The 14737-nt window shown below is 69.3% G+C and carries 14 protein-coding genes; 7 read left to right on the forward strand and 7 right to left on the reverse strand.

Annotation, left to right across the window (positions count from 1 at the left end; all coding sequences use genetic code 11):
* The first annotated feature begins 61 nt into the window (after nt 1-61).
* From ACIQTU_RS00305 to ACIQTU_RS00315, 3 genes are all read left to right on the forward strand, one after another.
* Entirely contained in the window at nt 62-793 is a 732-nt protein-coding gene (locus ACIQTU_RS00305; RefSeq protein WP_400540636.1) for a TetR/AcrR family transcriptional regulator, read from the forward strand.
* A complete protein-coding gene (locus tag ACIQTU_RS00310; RefSeq protein ID WP_400540639.1) occupies nt 793-1551 on the forward strand; it encodes a LytTR family DNA-binding domain-containing protein in 759 nt (252 codons plus the stop codon). The genes ACIQTU_RS00305 and ACIQTU_RS00310 overlap by 1 nt, the downstream gene beginning before the upstream one ends.
* A gap of 96 nt (nt 1552-1647) precedes the next feature.
* Nucleotides 1648-2490 (forward strand): enhanced serine sensitivity protein SseB C-terminal domain-containing protein, encoded by an 843-nt coding sequence (locus ACIQTU_RS00315; RefSeq protein ID WP_400540642.1) that lies wholly within the window; start codon nt 1648-1650, stop codon nt 2488-2490.
* A 4-nt stretch (nt 2491-2494) separates the two neighbouring features.
* Here ACIQTU_RS00315 and ACIQTU_RS00320 read toward each other — a convergent pair whose 3' ends face one another.
* On the reverse strand, nt 2495-3958 hold the full coding sequence (locus ACIQTU_RS00320; protein ID WP_400540645.1) for a carotenoid oxygenase family protein: 1464 nt from the start codon (nt 3956-3958) through the stop codon (nt 2495-2497).
* 24 nt (nt 3959-3982) lie between these two features.
* Complete coding sequence (locus tag ACIQTU_RS00325) at nt 3983-4402, reverse strand: DUF2141 domain-containing protein (protein WP_400540648.1); 420 nt, start codon at nt 4400-4402, stop codon at nt 3983-3985.
* Nucleotides 4403-4623: 221 nt separating this feature from the next.
* On the opposite strand from ACIQTU_RS00325, the gene rpe reads away from it, so the two are divergent.
* Both rpe and ACIQTU_RS00335 read left to right on the forward strand, forming a co-directional pair.
* Nucleotides 4624-5307 carry a ribulose-phosphate 3-epimerase gene (gene rpe, locus ACIQTU_RS00330; protein ID WP_400540651.1) on the forward strand — a complete coding sequence of 228 codons (684 nt, stop codon included), beginning with the start codon at nt 4624-4626 and terminating at the stop codon, nt 5305-5307.
* A complete protein-coding gene (locus ACIQTU_RS00335) occupies nt 5304-7118 on the forward strand; it encodes a heparinase II/III family protein (RefSeq protein ID WP_400540654.1) in 1815 nt (604 codons plus the stop codon). Before rpe ends, ACIQTU_RS00335 begins: the two co-directional genes overlap by 4 nt.
* 29 nt (nt 7119-7147) lie before the next feature.
* Here the strand turns inward: ACIQTU_RS00335 and ACIQTU_RS00340 are convergent, their stop codons facing one another.
* Nucleotides 7148-7555: a metallopeptidase family protein gene (locus ACIQTU_RS00340; RefSeq protein ID WP_400540657.1), complete on the reverse strand. Its 408-nt coding sequence runs from the start codon at nt 7553-7555 to the stop codon at nt 7148-7150.
* A gap of 144 nt (nt 7556-7699) precedes the next feature.
* On the opposite strand from ACIQTU_RS00340, the gene ACIQTU_RS00345 reads away from it, so the two are divergent.
* Both ACIQTU_RS00345 and ACIQTU_RS00350 read left to right on the forward strand, forming a co-directional pair.
* The gene (locus ACIQTU_RS00345) at nt 7700-10012 is read left to right on the forward strand and encodes an ATP-binding protein (protein ID WP_400540660.1); all 2313 of its coding nucleotides are present in this window, start codon (nt 7700-7702) and stop codon (nt 10010-10012) included.
* 53 nt (nt 10013-10065) lie between these two features.
* Nucleotides 10066-10920 (forward strand): HAD family hydrolase, encoded by an 855-nt coding sequence (locus tag ACIQTU_RS00350; protein WP_400540663.1) that lies wholly within the window; start codon nt 10066-10068, stop codon nt 10918-10920.
* Here the strand turns inward: ACIQTU_RS00350 and ACIQTU_RS00355 are convergent.
* The 4 genes from ACIQTU_RS00355 to sdhA form a co-directional block, all read right to left on the reverse strand.
* The gene (locus ACIQTU_RS00355; protein ID WP_400540666.1) at nt 10892-11698 is read right to left on the reverse strand and encodes a kinase; all 807 of its coding nucleotides are present in this window, start codon (nt 11696-11698) and stop codon (nt 10892-10894) included. The genes ACIQTU_RS00350 and ACIQTU_RS00355 overlap by 29 nt on opposite strands.
* Nucleotide 11699: 1 nt before the next feature.
* Nucleotides 11700-12020, reverse strand: coding sequence for a 2Fe-2S iron-sulfur cluster-binding protein (locus ACIQTU_RS00360; protein ID WP_297933198.1), 321 nt, complete (start codon nt 12018-12020; stop codon nt 11700-11702).
* A gap of 113 nt (nt 12021-12133) precedes the next feature.
* Nucleotides 12134-12931, reverse strand: coding sequence for a succinate dehydrogenase iron-sulfur subunit (locus ACIQTU_RS00365; protein ID WP_300197566.1), 798 nt, complete (start codon nt 12929-12931; stop codon nt 12134-12136).
* Nucleotides 12932-12945: 14 nt separating this feature from the next.
* On the reverse strand, nt 12946-14730 hold the full coding sequence (sdhA, locus tag ACIQTU_RS00370; RefSeq protein ID WP_400540670.1) for a succinate dehydrogenase flavoprotein subunit: 1785 nt from the start codon (nt 14728-14730) through the stop codon (nt 12946-12948).
* Nucleotides 14731-14737: the final 7 nt, after the last annotated feature.

A 14737-nucleotide genomic window follows, 5' to 3' on the forward strand; every position in this document is an offset into this window, starting at 1 on the left:
AAAATCCGCCTCGCCTGTGGCGCCGTTGCACATGGGACCGAAGCACGACTAGCTTGCGCGCATGAAATCCGACGACGACCTCGCCCCGGCCCTGCCGCCTGTCGCTCCCGCGCCGGCCCGTCGCGGTCGCCCCAAGAAGACCAAGACCGCCGCCGCCGGTGAGACCCGAGACGCCATTCTGAACGCCGCCGAGGACCTGTTTTCAAAGCACGGCTTCTACGGCGTCACCATCCGCGAGGTGGCGCGCGAGGCCGGCGTGGATACAGCCCTGGTCCACTACTACTTCGGAGCCAAGAAGGAGTTGTTCGACGCCGTCTTCATCCGCCGCGCCGAGGTGTGGAACAGTGAGCGCGTCGCCGCCGTCGACCGCTACGCCGAGGCCGCTGGCGAGGCCATGACGCTGGAGGGGCTGTTCGAGGCCTTCCTGCGCCCGCCCTTCCAATGGTCGCTGAAGGGCGGGCCGGGCTGGAAGCACTACGCCGCCCTGGTGGCCCAGACCAACGCCAACCCGGCCTTCGGCGGCGAGACCATGGCCCGCTATTTCGACCCCGCCATTCGGCGCCTGCTGGAGCTGGTCAAGCGCCTCCTGCCCGAGGCCGAGGAAACCGACCTCTACTGGGCCTATCACAACCTGTCGGGCGCCCTGACCCTGACCCTCGGCGAGACCGGGCGTCTGGACCGTCTGTCGGGCGGCCTGTGCAAGTCCGGCGACCTGGACAGCGCCTGCGACTACATGGTGCGCTTCGCCGCTGCCGGCTTCCGCGCCGTCTGCGGTCCGAAATCGGGCGCCTGATGCAGGCTGTTTTTAACGGCAAGGCGCGCGACTTTCTGCGCGGCCTGATCGTGGCCGTCGTCGCCGGCCTCTTCCTCACCCTGTCCGGCGCCTTCGGCACGGGCGCCGCTCCCTTCTGGCCGCGACTGGCCTACTGGATCGGACTGATGCTGGCGGGCAGCCTTTGGGGCCATATTTGCGGGGCCTGGACGGCGCGCCGCATCGACGTCGACACGCGCCCCTGGACCGCCATTGCGATCGAGACCCTGATTATCAGCGGCCCCCTGACCCTGCTGGTCTGGGCCGTCACCGGCTCCATGCTCGAGGGGGCCATGCGCCCCCTGGCGCACCTGCCCTACTTCCTCTTCCCCGTGACACTGATCACGGCCCTGCTGTGCGTTCTCAACGTCTTCCTCGGCCGCGAGCGCCCGGTCGAGACCCACGCGAGCGCGCCCGGCGCCGCGCCCGCCCGCTTTCTGAAGCGCCTGCCGGCGAAACTGCGCGGCGCGCGCCTGATCGCGGTTCAGGCCGAGGACCACTATCTGCGCCTGCACACGGATCGAGGCTCGGACCTGATCCTGATGCGCCTGGCCGACGCCCTCAGCGAACTGGAAGGCCTGGAAGGCGCCCAGACCCACCGCAGTTGGTGGGTGGCCCGCGACGCCGTCGCCGCCGTCGCCCGCGGCGACGGCCGCGCCGCCCTGACCCTGAACGGCGACATCATCGCCCCCGTCAGCCGCCGCTACGCGCGGGCGCTGAGGGAGGCGGGCTGGTGGTGAAGGAGGCCATCTGCCTTCTGACCAACCTCAAGATTGCTCTCTCGCCAAGCTTGACCGATGCTTGTTCGATCAAATCGAACCGGGGCGACCAATACAGTGAACAGATGGCTCAGAAGGCTGCTCGGCAAATCCGCAGTTGATCAAACCGCGGACCGCCCCGTCCCGCCGGATCAGACGCTGAACACCGCGCCCCCGGAAACACCCCCCACGAGCACGCCGCCCTTCGTCGCCTTGAACGAATTTGAAGTCCTGCTGATCGCAGCCAGTACGGACCCCAACAAGCGCAGCGAGTTCCAGAAGGTCCTGCTGGAATCGGACCTTCTGGCAGCGACGCCCGAGGCGCATGACGATAGTGGATGGCGGACCCTAAAAACCTCGGAGCGCGTATCGCTCCTGAACGTCGCCGCCCCCGACGGCGCGCCGGTAGCCGCCGTCTTCACCTCCGAACAGAGGATCGTCGACGCCTTTGGAGCGGGGACCGGCTTCATCCAGATGAACGGCGCGACCCTTCTCGAACTCGTCGCCGAAAGCGGCGTCTTCCTGAACCCCGGCTCCGCCTATGGCGTACACTGGACCGCCGACCAGCTCAGCGCCGTCCTTGGCAAGCCCGTCAGGATCACCGTCCAGAAAGACACGCAAGTCATGCTCGGCGTGCCCAAGGAGCGACCCGAGGCGCTTCTAGCCGCTTTGGCTCGTCCGCTTGCCGCCGAGCGCCGCGTTCGCGAGGCATGGCTTGCACTCGCACACTGGCCAGAAGAGGACCGATGGTCCTGGTACCTGGACGTGAGAACCGCAATGTCGGCCGACGATGTCGGCGCCATGCTCGCTGAAGCTCTCAAGCTCACTGGCGAAACAGGACTGACGCTCGACATGACGGTCACGAACGAGAATGCGGCAGAGGGTTCAGGTATCAGGCTGGTCCCCATCACCACTCACTAGCCCCTCACACCCAGTTCCCATGAAACGCCGCCGGCAGGGCCACGTCGGCGCGCCAGGTGGCGACGGGGCCGTCCTCGATCTGCATCAGGTCCAGGACGTGCAGTTCGCTGACCCCCGCCTTCAGGTTGATGGTCGGGCCGACCAGCCAGGCGTCGGCCTCGTGCGTCCCGCCGGGCTTGGGCACATAGACCATCTCGTCCGTCACATGGCCGGGGCCGAAGTCGAAGAACCGCGTGCGGCCTGAGCGCCAGTCGGTCACCCCCACCGCCGAGGCCAGGGGCCGGTCGGCGCGCTCGCCCGTCGTGTGCAGGCTGAAGTTGCGCGCCAGCCCGGCACGGCGCGGGTCGCTGCGCGGAAACTCGCCCACCACGCCCGTCCGCTCCAGCCGCCCGCGACCGCCGGCCTCCAGCACCACCATGGCCAGCTCAGCGGGATCATGGCCCAGGGGCACGCCGTTCAGCACCTCGTGGGCGCCGCGCGCGGCGAAATCCATGTCCTTGTGAGCGCACAGGTCGAAGCGGATCGTGCCGTCCGCCTCCTCCCAGGCGTCGCCGACGTGGAAGAAGCCGAAGGGCGGCAGGTCGTAGATCCGCCGCTGGGTCAGGTCGGCCTTGTCGATCACCAGCACCTGGGTCCCGGCCTCGGGCGTCCACTCGAAGGCCGCCGACACCGGCATGACGTTGCGCGTATGCACCCAGGGCTGCAGCACGATGACCAGATGCTTCGCCGTGGCGCTGAAGTCGTGGATGTAGCTGGCGCGCGGCAGGGGGATGAGCTCGGCCGCCTCCAGCGCCCCGTTCGCCGCCAGCCGCCAGACCATGGCCTGACGTCCGCTCAGGCCCAGGTTCCAGATACGGCCGTCCGGCTCGACGCGCGGATGGGCCAGGAAGGGCATGTTCTTGAGGTCGGGGCGCAGGGTCACGAAATCCTCGGTCGCCAGGGTCTCGGGGTCCATAGCCAGGGGCGAGCCCGCCTCCCACAGCGCCCACAGCTTGCCGCCGACCTTGTGCACCGAGGTGTTGGCCGGGCTGGCGTCGTCGGCTGAGCCGATCCGGGCGCGCGGGTCGGCGACCGTGCCGAAGCCCGGCATCAGCATGGCCCCGACCTCGGCCTCCTGACGCCGCTTGGGCGTGTCGGCGAAGCGCGCGGCCAGGCTGGCCTGACCGTCCTGCACCCGCCAGCGGCGGATCAGGCCATCGCCGTCGAACCAATGCTGGGACGAGCCGCCCGGCCGCCGAAACTTGGCCGGGCCGTTGCGATAGAGGCTGCCCGACAGCCCGGCCGGCGCCCGGCCGTGCACCAGGCGCAGGGCACGCGGGGCCACGTCGCCCTCGACGTCGGCGGTGGCCAGCGACCAGTCGGCGGTCGCCGCCATGGCTTGCGCGGCATGGGCCCGGTCAGGCGTCAGGACGCGGGCGGCTGCAAGGGCGGCGGCGCCCATGAACAGGGTGCGGCGGGTCGGAGTCATGGCGGTCTCTTCCAACGGCACGGCTTAGCGGATGCGGATGCGGATGGTCTGGGCCGTGGCGCCCGAAACCTCGAAGCGGGCGCGATCCCACTTGGCCGGCCCCATGTTGCCGACGGCGTTGTTGGAGAAGGCGAAGGGTTCGGTCGGCATCCCGAAGGGGTTGGTGTCCATCTTCCCGTTGCCGTTGACGTCGTGGAAGGCCTTAAAGCCATAGGCGCCGGCGGGCAGGTCAAACACCGCCTCGCGCTGGCCCGCCGCCACATCAACCTGAGCCACCCGCGCCGGCTGCCCGCCCTCATAGGCGGCCTCGGCATCATAGAGGGCGATCAGGATCGCGCCGGTCTCGGCGCCGGTTTCAAAGGTCAGGGTCAGGCGGTTGTCAGTCTGGGCGAAGGCCGGAGCGGCGAAGGCCAGAACGGCGACGACGGCGAGGGAGCGGATCATGGCGGGTGTCCTTGATGGCGTGGCGGAGAAGTCGCCCCCTTCCTCCCTCGCCCCGCCGAGCCTCGCCAGCGGCCTTGCGTCCGCGACCGCCGCGCCTTCGCCAACCACCACCGCCCCCCGTTCACGAAGCGCCAATGAACACCTGCTGCAGAGGCGCCGCGCTAGCCTGCGTCAGCGGCCCGGCTTGCCCCCCGCGCGTCATGGCCGTAAGTCGCAGAACCATGACCCAGACCGCCGCCGCAAGCGCCCCGCTGATCTGCCCCTCGATCCTCGCCAGCGACTTCGCCAAGCTGGGCGAAGAGGTCCGCGCCCTGGAGGCCGCAGGGGCCGACTGGATCCACGTCGACGTCATGGACGGCCATTTCGTGCCCAACCTGACTATCGGCCCGGACGTGGTGAAGGCGCTTCGCCCGCACACGACCCTGCCCTTCGACGTGCACCTGATGGTGGCCCCGGTCGACAACTGGCTGGAGGCCTATCGCTCGGCGGGCGCCGACATCATGAGCGTCCACCCTGAAAGCGGCCCGCACGTCCACCGGACGTTGGGCCAAATTCGCCAACTGGGCGCCAAGGCCGGCCTGGTCTTCAACCCGGCCACGCCGCTGAGCGTTCTGGAAGAGGCCGTCGACCTGGTCGACCTGGTGCTGATCATGTCGGTCAATCCCGGCTTCGGCGGTCAGAAATTCATCGAGTCCTCGCTCAAGAAGATCGAGCGCGCCCGCGCCATCCTCGACCGCGCCGGATCCAAGGCCCACCTGCAGGTCGACGGCGGCGTGGTCGCCGCCAACGCCGGGGCCTGTCTCTCCGCCGGGGCTGACGCCCTCGTCGCCGGCTCCTTCGTCTTCAAGGGCGGACCGGACGCCTACGCCGCCAACATCCAGGCCCTGAAAGCCGCCGCCGCGTGAGCCCCCTCGGCCCCTTCGCCCCGCGCGAAACGGAAGGCGGCCTGACCGAGGGCCACATCCCCGGCCTCAAGGGCGCGCCGGTCCGCACGCCCGTGCGCGCCGCCGGAGGCCCCAAGGCCGACCCCGCGCTCTGGGCCGCCGTCGCCGCACAACTGGCCGCGCGTCAGCTGTGGATCGAGCTCTACGGCCTGCCCGGCTATACGATGACGCTCAGGGGCGCCCGCGCAGACGGTTTCGCCGTCAGCCCCCGCGACTTCCGGCCCCTGCGCGAAGAGGCCCCGCGCCCGCTGCTGTCGGGCCGCTTCACCCTGGCCGGGCTGAGCCTCGACGCCGAGGGTCCCGCCGACCTGTGGAACCGCCCCACCCCCAGCCGCGCCTTCGCCGTCGAGCTGCACGCCTTCGCCTGGATGCCCGAGATGATGGCCCACGGCGATCGCGGCGTGCGCGAGGCCCTGGCCCTGACCCTGGCGTGGGACGACACCTTCAGCCGCTGGTCGCCCTTCTCCTGGGATCCCGAGATTTTGGCGCGCCGCGCCTATCATCTGGCCTGCGCCGGGCGCCGTCTAGCCCAGGTCGCGACCGAGGCCGAGCGCCTGCGCCTGACCGACATCCTGGCGCGGCAGGCCCGTCAGTTGCTGCGTCCGCCCGGCGGGCTGATGGGCCGGGCCGAACGTCTGACCGCCGCCGCCGTAGCCGGCTGCGCCCTGGCGGGCAAGGCCGGCGCCGGCATCCGTCGCGCCGCGCTGAAGCGCCTGCCCGCCGCGCTCGAAATCACCGTCGCCGCTGACGGTCATCACGCCGCCCGCGCCCCGGAAATGGGTCTGGAGCTGCTGCTCGACCTGCTGACCCTGGACGACGCCCTGGCGCAACTGTCCGAGCCGACACCCGAGCCGGTGGCCGCCGCCATCTCGCGACTGACGACCAGCCTTCGCGTCCTGGCCCTGCCCGACGGGCGACTGGCCGCCTTCCAGGGCGGAGGGCCTTCGACGCCGGAGCGCGTCGCCGCCGCGCGCGCCCACGACGAGACTCCTGCTCCGCCGCCCAGCGGCGCCGTCGGGGGACTGGTGCGCATCGCCAGCCCCCTGCTGACCGTCATGGTGGATGTGGACGCTCCGGCGCGCGGCGCCTGGTCGACCGCCGCCTGCGGTCAACCGGCTGCGCTGGAAGTCGTCTGCGGCCGCGACCGCCTGTTCACCTCCGCCGGATGGACTCCGCGCGCCCTGGACCGGCAGGCCCTGCGCCTGACCCCGGGCGCCTCGACGCTGACGCTCGGCGAACAGCCCCTGGGCGAGCCCCTGTCCGGCTGGAAAGCCGAGCTGCTGGGTCCGCGCCTGATCGGCCCGGCCCTGCACGTCACCCGTCAGCATCAGGAAGGCGAAGGCGCCGTCTGGCTGGAGGTCGAGCACGACGGCTGGATGCCCCAGTACGGCCTGATGCACCAGCGCCGCCTCTATCTGGATCAGCGCCTCGACGAACTGCGCGCCGAGGAACGCCTGCATCCGCCGGAAGGCCGCCCCGATGTCACCCGCGCCATCGCCGCCCCCTACGCGCTGCGCTTCCAGCTGGAGCCAGGCGTTCAGGCCTCGCTGGCCCGCGACCGCCGCTCCATCCTTCTGCGCGGCCATTCGGGTCGCGGCTGGTGGTTCCGCAGCGACGGCCCCGACGTGGCCATCGAACCGGCCGTCCACGTCGACGAGGGCCTGACGCGGCGCTCACTGCAGATCGTCGTCCGCGGCTCCGCACGCACCGACGCCGACACCAAGATCCGCTGGAAGCTGAGCCCCGCCGGCGCCGCGGGCGATCCGCACTAGAGCCAGGCGTCAAACCTCAAGGCGACGCTTCAGTCGTCGTCTTCAATGGCGTGGATCTGATCGTCGCCGAGGCCGAGGTGGTGGCCGATCTCGTGGATCAGGACGTGGGCGATGATTTCAGCCAGGCCCACGTCGCCCCGCTCGCACCATTCATCCAGGATCGGGCGGCGATAGAGGAAGATGCGCGACGGCTCGGCCGCCGGTCCCATGGCGTCGCGTTCGCCGATATGGACCCCGGAATAGAGGCCGGTCAGCTCGAACGGGTCCTCGATCTCAAGGTCGGCCAAGGTCTCCTCGTCGGCGAAATCGTCGACGCGGATGACCACTTCTCCTGCAGCCTGTCGGAACAGATCGGGCAGGGCGGCGAAGGCGGCTTCGGCCAGCCGGGCGAAGTCGTCGAGCGAAGGGGCGGACTGGTCGTTCCACGTCTGGGTCATGGCTCGGATATCGCCCGCGCGGCGGCGCGCCGCAATCGGCCGTCTCGCCGCATCGCAAATCGCGCAATCAGGGTATGGTAAACGCGAATCGGTCGCCCCCTCGTGCGGGTCGGCCCTTCGTTCGATGAATTTTTCGGGGACAGGATGGCCGAGGCCGACATCGCCTATGTGGCCACTGCGGGCGCAGCGGGCCTGGCGCTGGCGATCAGCGCCTGGGCCTGGCGGCTGCGCAAGCGTCTGGGCGCGCGCGAGGTCGAAGTCGAGGCCTGGCTGTCGGGCGAGCGCACCCACGCCGCCGCCTGCGAGGGCGCCCTGAACGTATTCGACGACGTCCGGCTGGCCCTGACGCCCGAGGGAACGGCCCAGTCGGTGTTCGGCGCGCCCGAGGCCCTGGCCGTGCTCGCTCCGGGCCGCGAGGGCGCGGCTGCGGCCGAGGCCATCGTCCGGGCGCTGAACGAAACCCACACCGGGCACATGGACGGCCTGATCCAGCGCGGCGAGCCGTTCGAGACCCTGCTGGAATCCGCTGACGGCGCCTGGGCGGTCGAAGGCCGCGCCCTGGGCGGTTCGGCCTGGCTGCGTCTGTCGAAACTGGGCGGGGCCGAAACCGCCGCCGACGCCGGCCTGGGCGCCCTGGCCGAGGCCTCGCCCGCCCCGACCTGGGTGGTCGACGGAGCCGGGCAGCTGATCTGGGCCAACAAGGCCTGGCTGACGGAAGTCCGCGCCGAGACCCTGGCCGAGGCGCATGAGCAGGGCCTCAGCTTCGATCGCGGCGCCGACCTGATCGTGGCCGAGGCCTCACGCCTGAACGCGCGTCAGGACGGCTTCCGTTGGGTGTCGTCGGACGGTCGCCGCCGGGCCTGGCGCATCCTGGCCGAGCCGCTTGCGGGCGGACGCGGCGCCGTCATCGCCTTCGCGATCGACATGACCGAGGCCGAGGAGACGCGCGACACCCTGCGCCGCCACGTCGAGGCCCATGACGAGACCTTGAACCATCTGGCCGACGCCGTGGCCATCTTCGGCCCGGCCAAGCGGCTGGCCTTCCACAACACCGCCTTCCAGCAGTTGTTCAACATCGATCCGGCCTGGCTGGACGAACGCCCGACCCACGCTGAGCTGCTGGATCGCCTGCGCCAGAAGCGCCAGCTGCCCGAGGTCATCGACTACGCTGGCTGGAAGGCCAGCGAGCTGGAATTCTACGGCGCCGCCCAGGCCGCGCCGGACGACTCCTGGTCCCTGCCCGACGGCCGCACCCTGCGCGTGGTGCGTCAGCCCCACCCACTGGGCGGCATCCTGCTGATCTTTTCGGACATCACCGATGAGCTGCAACTGCGCAGCCGCTACAACGCCCAGATCCAGGTCCAGACCGCAACGCTGGACAAGCTGAACGACGCCGTCGCCGTCTTCGGCTCAGACGGCCGGCTGCGCCTCAACAACGACGCCTTCGAGAGCTTCTGGGGCGTATCGGCCGAGAAGCTGGCTGAGGCCGGGGATTTCGACGCCGTGGCCGCCCTGTGCCGCCCGGTGCTGGACGACGCCGCCCTGTGGCTGGGGCTGAAGGCGCGCGTCGCCGACCCCGATCCCGAAAGCCGCGTGCCGATCTCGGGCGAAGGCCGGACCGACGACGACCGCGTGGTGTCCTGGCAGACCCGCCCCCTGCCCGACGGCGCCACCCTGGTCGCCTTCTCCGACGTCACCGCCCACCGTCAGCTGGAACAGGCGCTCGCCGCCAAGGAAGCGGCGCTGGCCGAGAGCCAGGCGCTGAAGCGCGAGTTCGTCGGCAGCGTCTCCTATGAGTTGCGCACCCCGCTGACCACCATCGTCGGCTATTCCGAATTGCTGGAGGCCATGGGCGACCTGCCCGAGCGCAGCCGCCAGCACGCCGGGGCCATCCGCGTCGCCGCCAGCCATCTGGCCCGCTCCATCGACGACGTGCTCGACATGGCCCAGATCGACGCCGGGGAGATGGAGCTGACCCTGGGCGACATGCGGGTCTGCGACCTGCTGGAGGCCTGCGCCGAGAAGGTGCGGGGCAAGGTCGAGGGCCGCGGCGCCGTCCTGACGGTTACCTGTCCGCCTCGCCTGAAGCCGGTCCGCGCCGATGCCCGCCGCATTGCCCAGGCGGTCGATCACCTGCTGGAGAACGCCTGTCGCGCCGTGTCCGAGGGCGGGGCCGTGACCCTGGCCGCCGAGGTCGGCGCCGGCGAGGTCCGCATCCGGGTCGAGGACACCGGCCGGGGCATCCCCTATCACCTGCAGGCCCACGTCTTCGACCGTTTCGTGCGACGCGAACGCGGCGGACCGGGCGTGGCCCTGGCTCTGGTCAAGGCTCTGGTCGAACTGCACGGCGGCTGGGCCGAGGTACAGTCGGAACCCGGCAAGGGCGCGGCCTTCATTCTCCACCTGCCGGTCGAGGCCACGGCGCCGACGGCGGCCCCTGAACTGCTGCTGGGCTGATGTTTCGCCCATGTCGTGCTAGAGGGCCTGTCCAAGCCCTCTAGGACGCCCCCATGGCCGACACGACCCGCCCCCTGCTCAAGACCGCCATCATCTATGATTTCGACGGCACCCTGGCGCGGGGCAATATGCAGGAAGTCAGCTTCATCCCCTCCATCGGGATGACGCCGGCCCAGTTCTGGAACGAAACCGTCCGTCCCCGGACCATCGCGGCCGACGGCGACGGCATCCTGATGTACATGCAGATGATGTTGCAGACGGCCCGGGAACAGGGCGCGCCAGTGACGCGTCAGGCCCTGCGCGACCATGGCCGCGACGTAGCCCTGTTCGAAGGCCTGCGCGACGGCAGTTGGTTCGACCGGATGAACGAATTCGGCGCCCAGTACGGTCTCGAGATCGAGCACTACATCATCTCGGCTGGCCTGACGGAGATGATCGAGGGTTGCCCCATCGCCGAGGCCTTCACCCACGTCTTCGCGTCCAAGTACGCCTATGACGAGAACGATGTGGCTGTCTGGCCCGCTGTGGGCGTCAACTACACGACCAAGACCCAGTACCTGTTCCGCATCAACAAGGGCGTGCACAACCACTGGGAAGACGAGCGAATCAACCGCTTCATCCCCGACGAGGAACGCCCCATCCCCTTCGACCGGATGATCTTCCTCGGCGACGGCGACACCGACGTGCCGACCATGAAGATGATGCACACCAAGGGCGGCTTCTCCATCGCCGTCTATGACCCCGACAACACCCCGCGCGACCACAACAAGATCCACCGCCTGATCTCGGAGGATCGGGTCAACTTCGTCGCCGAGGGCGATTATCGCGAGGGCACGCCGGTCGACCTGATCGTCAAGGGCCTGATCGGTCGCATCGCCGTCAACTACGGGCGGATGCCGGCGGACTGACCGTCCGATCGAGGTTCAGAGCAAAGGTCAGATCGGCGCGAACGCCGCCCGCCAGCATATGGCGGGTGATGGGCTCGAAGACCTGGATGAAGACGGCCAGTTCGGCGCGGCGTTCGAGCGATAGCTCGGTGGGGCGCAGGCCTATCAGTTCCGCTTCCTGCTGGCAGCGCCAATCCAGCACGACGTCGAACGAGGGCGCCTTGAGGAACAGATTCGCGTCGAAGCGGGCGAAGACCTCGGCATAGGGACCGGCCAAGGCCTCGTTGACGGTGCGTCGCCAGACCCCCTGCCCGTCCCGCTCGACTTCCAGCGCATTGATCGGCGCGGCGAGGTCCGCCTGGGCCTGCGCCGTCGCGCCCAGACACCAGCCATCCACCAGCACCGCCGACGGGCGGCCCGCGAAGACCGGCCATTGCGCCTTGGGGCTGCGGTCGTCGGTCAGCTTGTCGAAGGCGGGCAGCGGCGTGCGGCTGTCATGACCGGCGGCGCGCAGGGCCTCCACCGTCGCCTCCAGCAGCGCCAGATCGTGCGTGCCGGGCGGGCCGCGCACGGCGAACAGAGGATGGACCGCCCTGCCCTTGGCCTCCCGCTCGGCCTTGGTCAGATAGACGTCGTCCAGCGACAGGTGCGCGGCGCCGAACTGTTCGGCGGCAGCGCGGGCCAGGGTGGTCTTGCCCGACCCTTGCGCCCCGGCGATCCCGATCAGCGGGACGTGGCCGGGCCGCGCATGGGCATTGATCAAGGCCCCGACCGCGTCCAGCAGCCGGGCGTCGACCATCTCAGTGCTGGCTTTGCGGCAGACGTACGATCAGGCCGTCCAGGTCGTCGCTGACGCGGATCTGGCAGGACAGACGGCTGTTCGGTTCGACGTTCTCGGCGAAGTCGAGCATCGACTCCTCCATGGCCGAAGGACGGCCGGTCTCGGCGGCGAAGTTCTCGTCCACATAGACGTGGCAGGTGGCGCAGGCGCAGGCGCCGCCGCAGTCGGCGTCGATGCCCGGCACATTGTTGCGGATCGCGCCTTCCATGACGGAAAGGCCGTTCTTGACCTCAACCGTGTGCTCGGTCCCGTCGTGCTCGATGTAGGTGATCTTGGCCATGCAGGCGTCTTAGCCTCGCCTGCGAAGGAGGCAAGCCCCGGCGTATCGCGGGCATGAAAAACCCCCGGAGCCTGACGGCGCCGGGGGCTGATCGGATGGATAGGCTGGAAGCCTTAGGCCGCCGCGCGCTTGCGGCTCGGCGCGACCATCAGCTTCTTGGTCTCGGCGATCGCCTTGGCCGGGTTCAGCCCCTTGGGGCAGACCTGAGCGCAGTTCATGATCGTGTGGCAGCGATACAGCTTGAAGGGGTCCTCGAGGTCGTCGAGGCGCTTCTGGGTCGCATCATCGCGGCTGTCCGAGATCCAGCGGTAGGACTGCAGCAGGGCCGCCGGGCCGAGGTATTCTTCCTGGTTCCACCAGTAGCTGGGGCAGGAGGTCGAGCAGCAGGCGCACAGGATGCACTCGTACAGGCCGTCCAGCTTCTCGCGGTCGGCCGGGCTCTGCAGGCGCTCGGCCTCCGGGTCCGGCTCGTCCGACTGGAGGTAGGGCTGGATCGAGTCGTACTGGGCGTAGAAGAGGCTCAGGTCCGTCACCAGGTCCTTGACCACCGGCTGGTGGGGCAGGGGGGCGATGGTGATGTTGTGCGACGAGCACTCGTCCATGCCCTTGGTGCAGGCCAAGGTGTTGCGGCCGTCGATGTTCATCGAGCACGAGCCGCAGATGCCTTCACGGCACGAGCGACGGAAGGACAGGGTCGGGTCGATCTCGTTCTTGATGTGGATCAGGGCGTCCAGAAGCATGGGGCCGTGATCGTCGGACGAGACCTCGAAGCTGTCCCAGCGCGGATCGGAATCCGTTTCCGGGTCATAGCGATAGACCTTGTAGGTCTTGACGTTCTTGGCGCCGGCCGGGGCCTTGTGGACCTTGCCGGTCGTGGGCTTGGAGCCGCGCGGGAGGGTGAGTTGAACCATCTGTCTGCTCTCCCTTAGTAAACCCGAGCCTTGGGCTCGATGTACGAGACGTCGTCGGTCATCGTGTATTTGTGGACCGGGCGGTAGTCGATCTGGACGCCTTCGCCCGGACGTTTCCAGGCCAGGGTGTGCTTCATCCAGTTGACGTCGTCGCGATCCGGGAAGTCCTCACGAGCGTGAGCGCCGCGCGATTCCGTGCGGTTGGCCGCGCCTTCGATGGTCACGAGGGCCTGAGCGATCAGGTTGTCGTATTCCAGCGTCTCGATCAGATCCGTGTTCCAGATCAGGCCGCGGTCCGTGGTCTTGATGTCCGAACCGGCGGCGTCGATCGAGCGCAACTTCTGGACGCCTTCGTCCAGGGTCTTGCCGGTGCGGAAGACGGCGGCGTCCGACTGCATGGCGCGCTGCATCTCGAGGCGCAGCTTGGCGGTCGGGGTCGAACCCGAGGCGTTGCGGAAGCGATCGAGGCGAGCCAGGTGCTCGTCGGTCTGGGCCTTGGACGCCGAGGGCACGGCCGAGTTCTTGTCGACGACTTCACCGCAGCGCAGGCCGACGGCGCGGCCGAAGACGACCAGGTCGGTCAGCGAGTTGGAGCCCAGGCGGTTGGCGCCGTGCACCGAGACGCAGGCGGCTTCGCCCACGGCCATCAGGCCCGGAACCACGCTGTCGGGGTTGCCGTCGCGCAGCGTCAGCACCTCGCCGTGATAGTTCGTCGGGATGCCGCCCATGTTGTAGTGGACGGTCGGCAGGACCGGGATCGGCTCCTTGGTCACGTCGACGCCGGCGAAGATCTTGGCCGATTCCGAGATGCCCGGCAGGCGCTGGTGCAGGATCTTGGGATCCAGGTGGTCCAGGTGCAGGAAGATGTGGTCCTTGTTCGGACCCACGCCGCGGCCTTCGCGGATCTCGATGGTCATCGAGCGCGAAACCATGTCGCGCGGGGCCAGGTCCTTCACGGTCGGGGCATAGCGCTCCATGAAGCGCTCGCCTTCCGAGTTGGTCAGGTAGCCGCCTTCACCGCGGGCGCCCTCGGTGATCAGGCAGCCGGCGCCATAGATGCCGGTCGGGTGGAACTGCACGAACTCCATGTCCTGCAGCGGCAGGCCGGCACGCAGCACCATGGCGTTGCCGTCGCCGGTGCAGGTATGGGCCGAGGTGGCCGAGAAGTAGGCGCGGCCGTAACCGCCCGTCGCCAGAACCACCATCTTGGCGCGGAACTGGTGCATCTGGCCGGTGTCGAGCTGAAGCGCGGTGACGCCGGTGCAGGCGCCGTCCTGCATGATCAGGTCCAGGGCGAAGTATTCGACGAAGAATTTCACTTCCCGACGGACCGACTGGCCGTACAGGGTGTGCAGGATGGCGTGGCCGGTGCGGTCGGCGGCGGCGCAGGTGCGCTGCACCGGGCCTTCGCCGAAGTTGCGGGTCATGCCGCCGAAGGCGCGCTGGTAGATCTTGCCTTCTTCGGTGCGCGAGAAGGGCACGCCCCAGTGTTCCAGCTCGTAAACAGCCTTGGGCGCGTTACGGACCAGGTATTCGATGGCGTCCTGGTCGCCCAGCCAGTCCGACCCCTTGACGGTGTCGTACATGTGCCACTGCCAGCTGTCCTCGCCCATATTGCCCAGCGAGGCCGAGATGCCGCCCTGGGCAGCCACGGTGTGCGAGCGGGTCGGGAAGACCTTGGTGACGCAGGCGACCTTCAGGCCCTGCTGGGCGGCGCCCAGCGCCGCGCGCAGGCCGGAACCGCCCGCGCCGACGACGACGACGTCGTATTCGTGATCGATAAGCTCGTAAGCAGCCATGACGGGA

This window comes from Brevundimonas sp. NPDC090276, from assembly GCF_044772165.1.
GTDB lineage: Bacteria > Pseudomonadota > Alphaproteobacteria > Caulobacterales > Caulobacteraceae > Brevundimonas.

Coding starts and splice junctions, on each gene's coding strand:
- ACIQTU_RS00305 (WP_400540636.1), top strand. CDS start 62: ATGAAATCCGACGACGACCTCGCCCCGGCCCTGCCGCCTGTCGCTCCC.
- ACIQTU_RS00310 (WP_400540639.1), top strand. CDS start 793: ATGCAGGCTGTTTTTAACGGCAAGGCGCGCGACTTTCTGCGCGGCCTG.
- ACIQTU_RS00320 (WP_400540645.1), bottom strand. CDS start 3,958: ATGACTCCGACCCGCCGCACCCTGTTCATGGGCGCCGCCGCCCTTGCA.
- ACIQTU_RS00325 (WP_400540648.1), bottom strand. CDS start 4,402: ATGATCCGCTCCCTCGCCGTCGTCGCCGTTCTGGCCTTCGCCGCTCCG.
- rpe (WP_400540651.1), top strand. CDS start 4,624: ATGACCCAGACCGCCGCCGCAAGCGCCCCGCTGATCTGCCCCTCGATC.
- ACIQTU_RS00340 (WP_400540657.1), bottom strand. CDS start 7,555: ATGACCCAGACGTGGAACGACCAGTCCGCCCCTTCGCTCGACGACTTC.
- ACIQTU_RS00345 (WP_400540660.1), top strand. CDS start 7,700: ATGGCCGAGGCCGACATCGCCTATGTGGCCACTGCGGGCGCAGCGGGC.
- ACIQTU_RS00350 (WP_400540663.1), top strand. CDS start 10,066: ATGGCCGACACGACCCGCCCCCTGCTCAAGACCGCCATCATCTATGAT.
- ACIQTU_RS00355 (WP_400540666.1), bottom strand. CDS start 11,698: ATGGTCGACGCCCGGCTGCTGGACGCGGTCGGGGCCTTGATCAATGCC.
- ACIQTU_RS00360 (WP_297933198.1), bottom strand. CDS start 12,020: ATGGCCAAGATCACCTACATCGAGCACGACGGGACCGAGCACACGGTT.
- ACIQTU_RS00365 (WP_300197566.1), bottom strand. CDS start 12,931: ATGGTTCAACTCACCCTCCCGCGCGGCTCCAAGCCCACGACCGGCAAG.
- sdhA (WP_400540670.1), bottom strand. CDS start 14,730: ATGGCTGCTTACGAGCTTATCGATCACGAATACGACGTCGTCGTCGTC.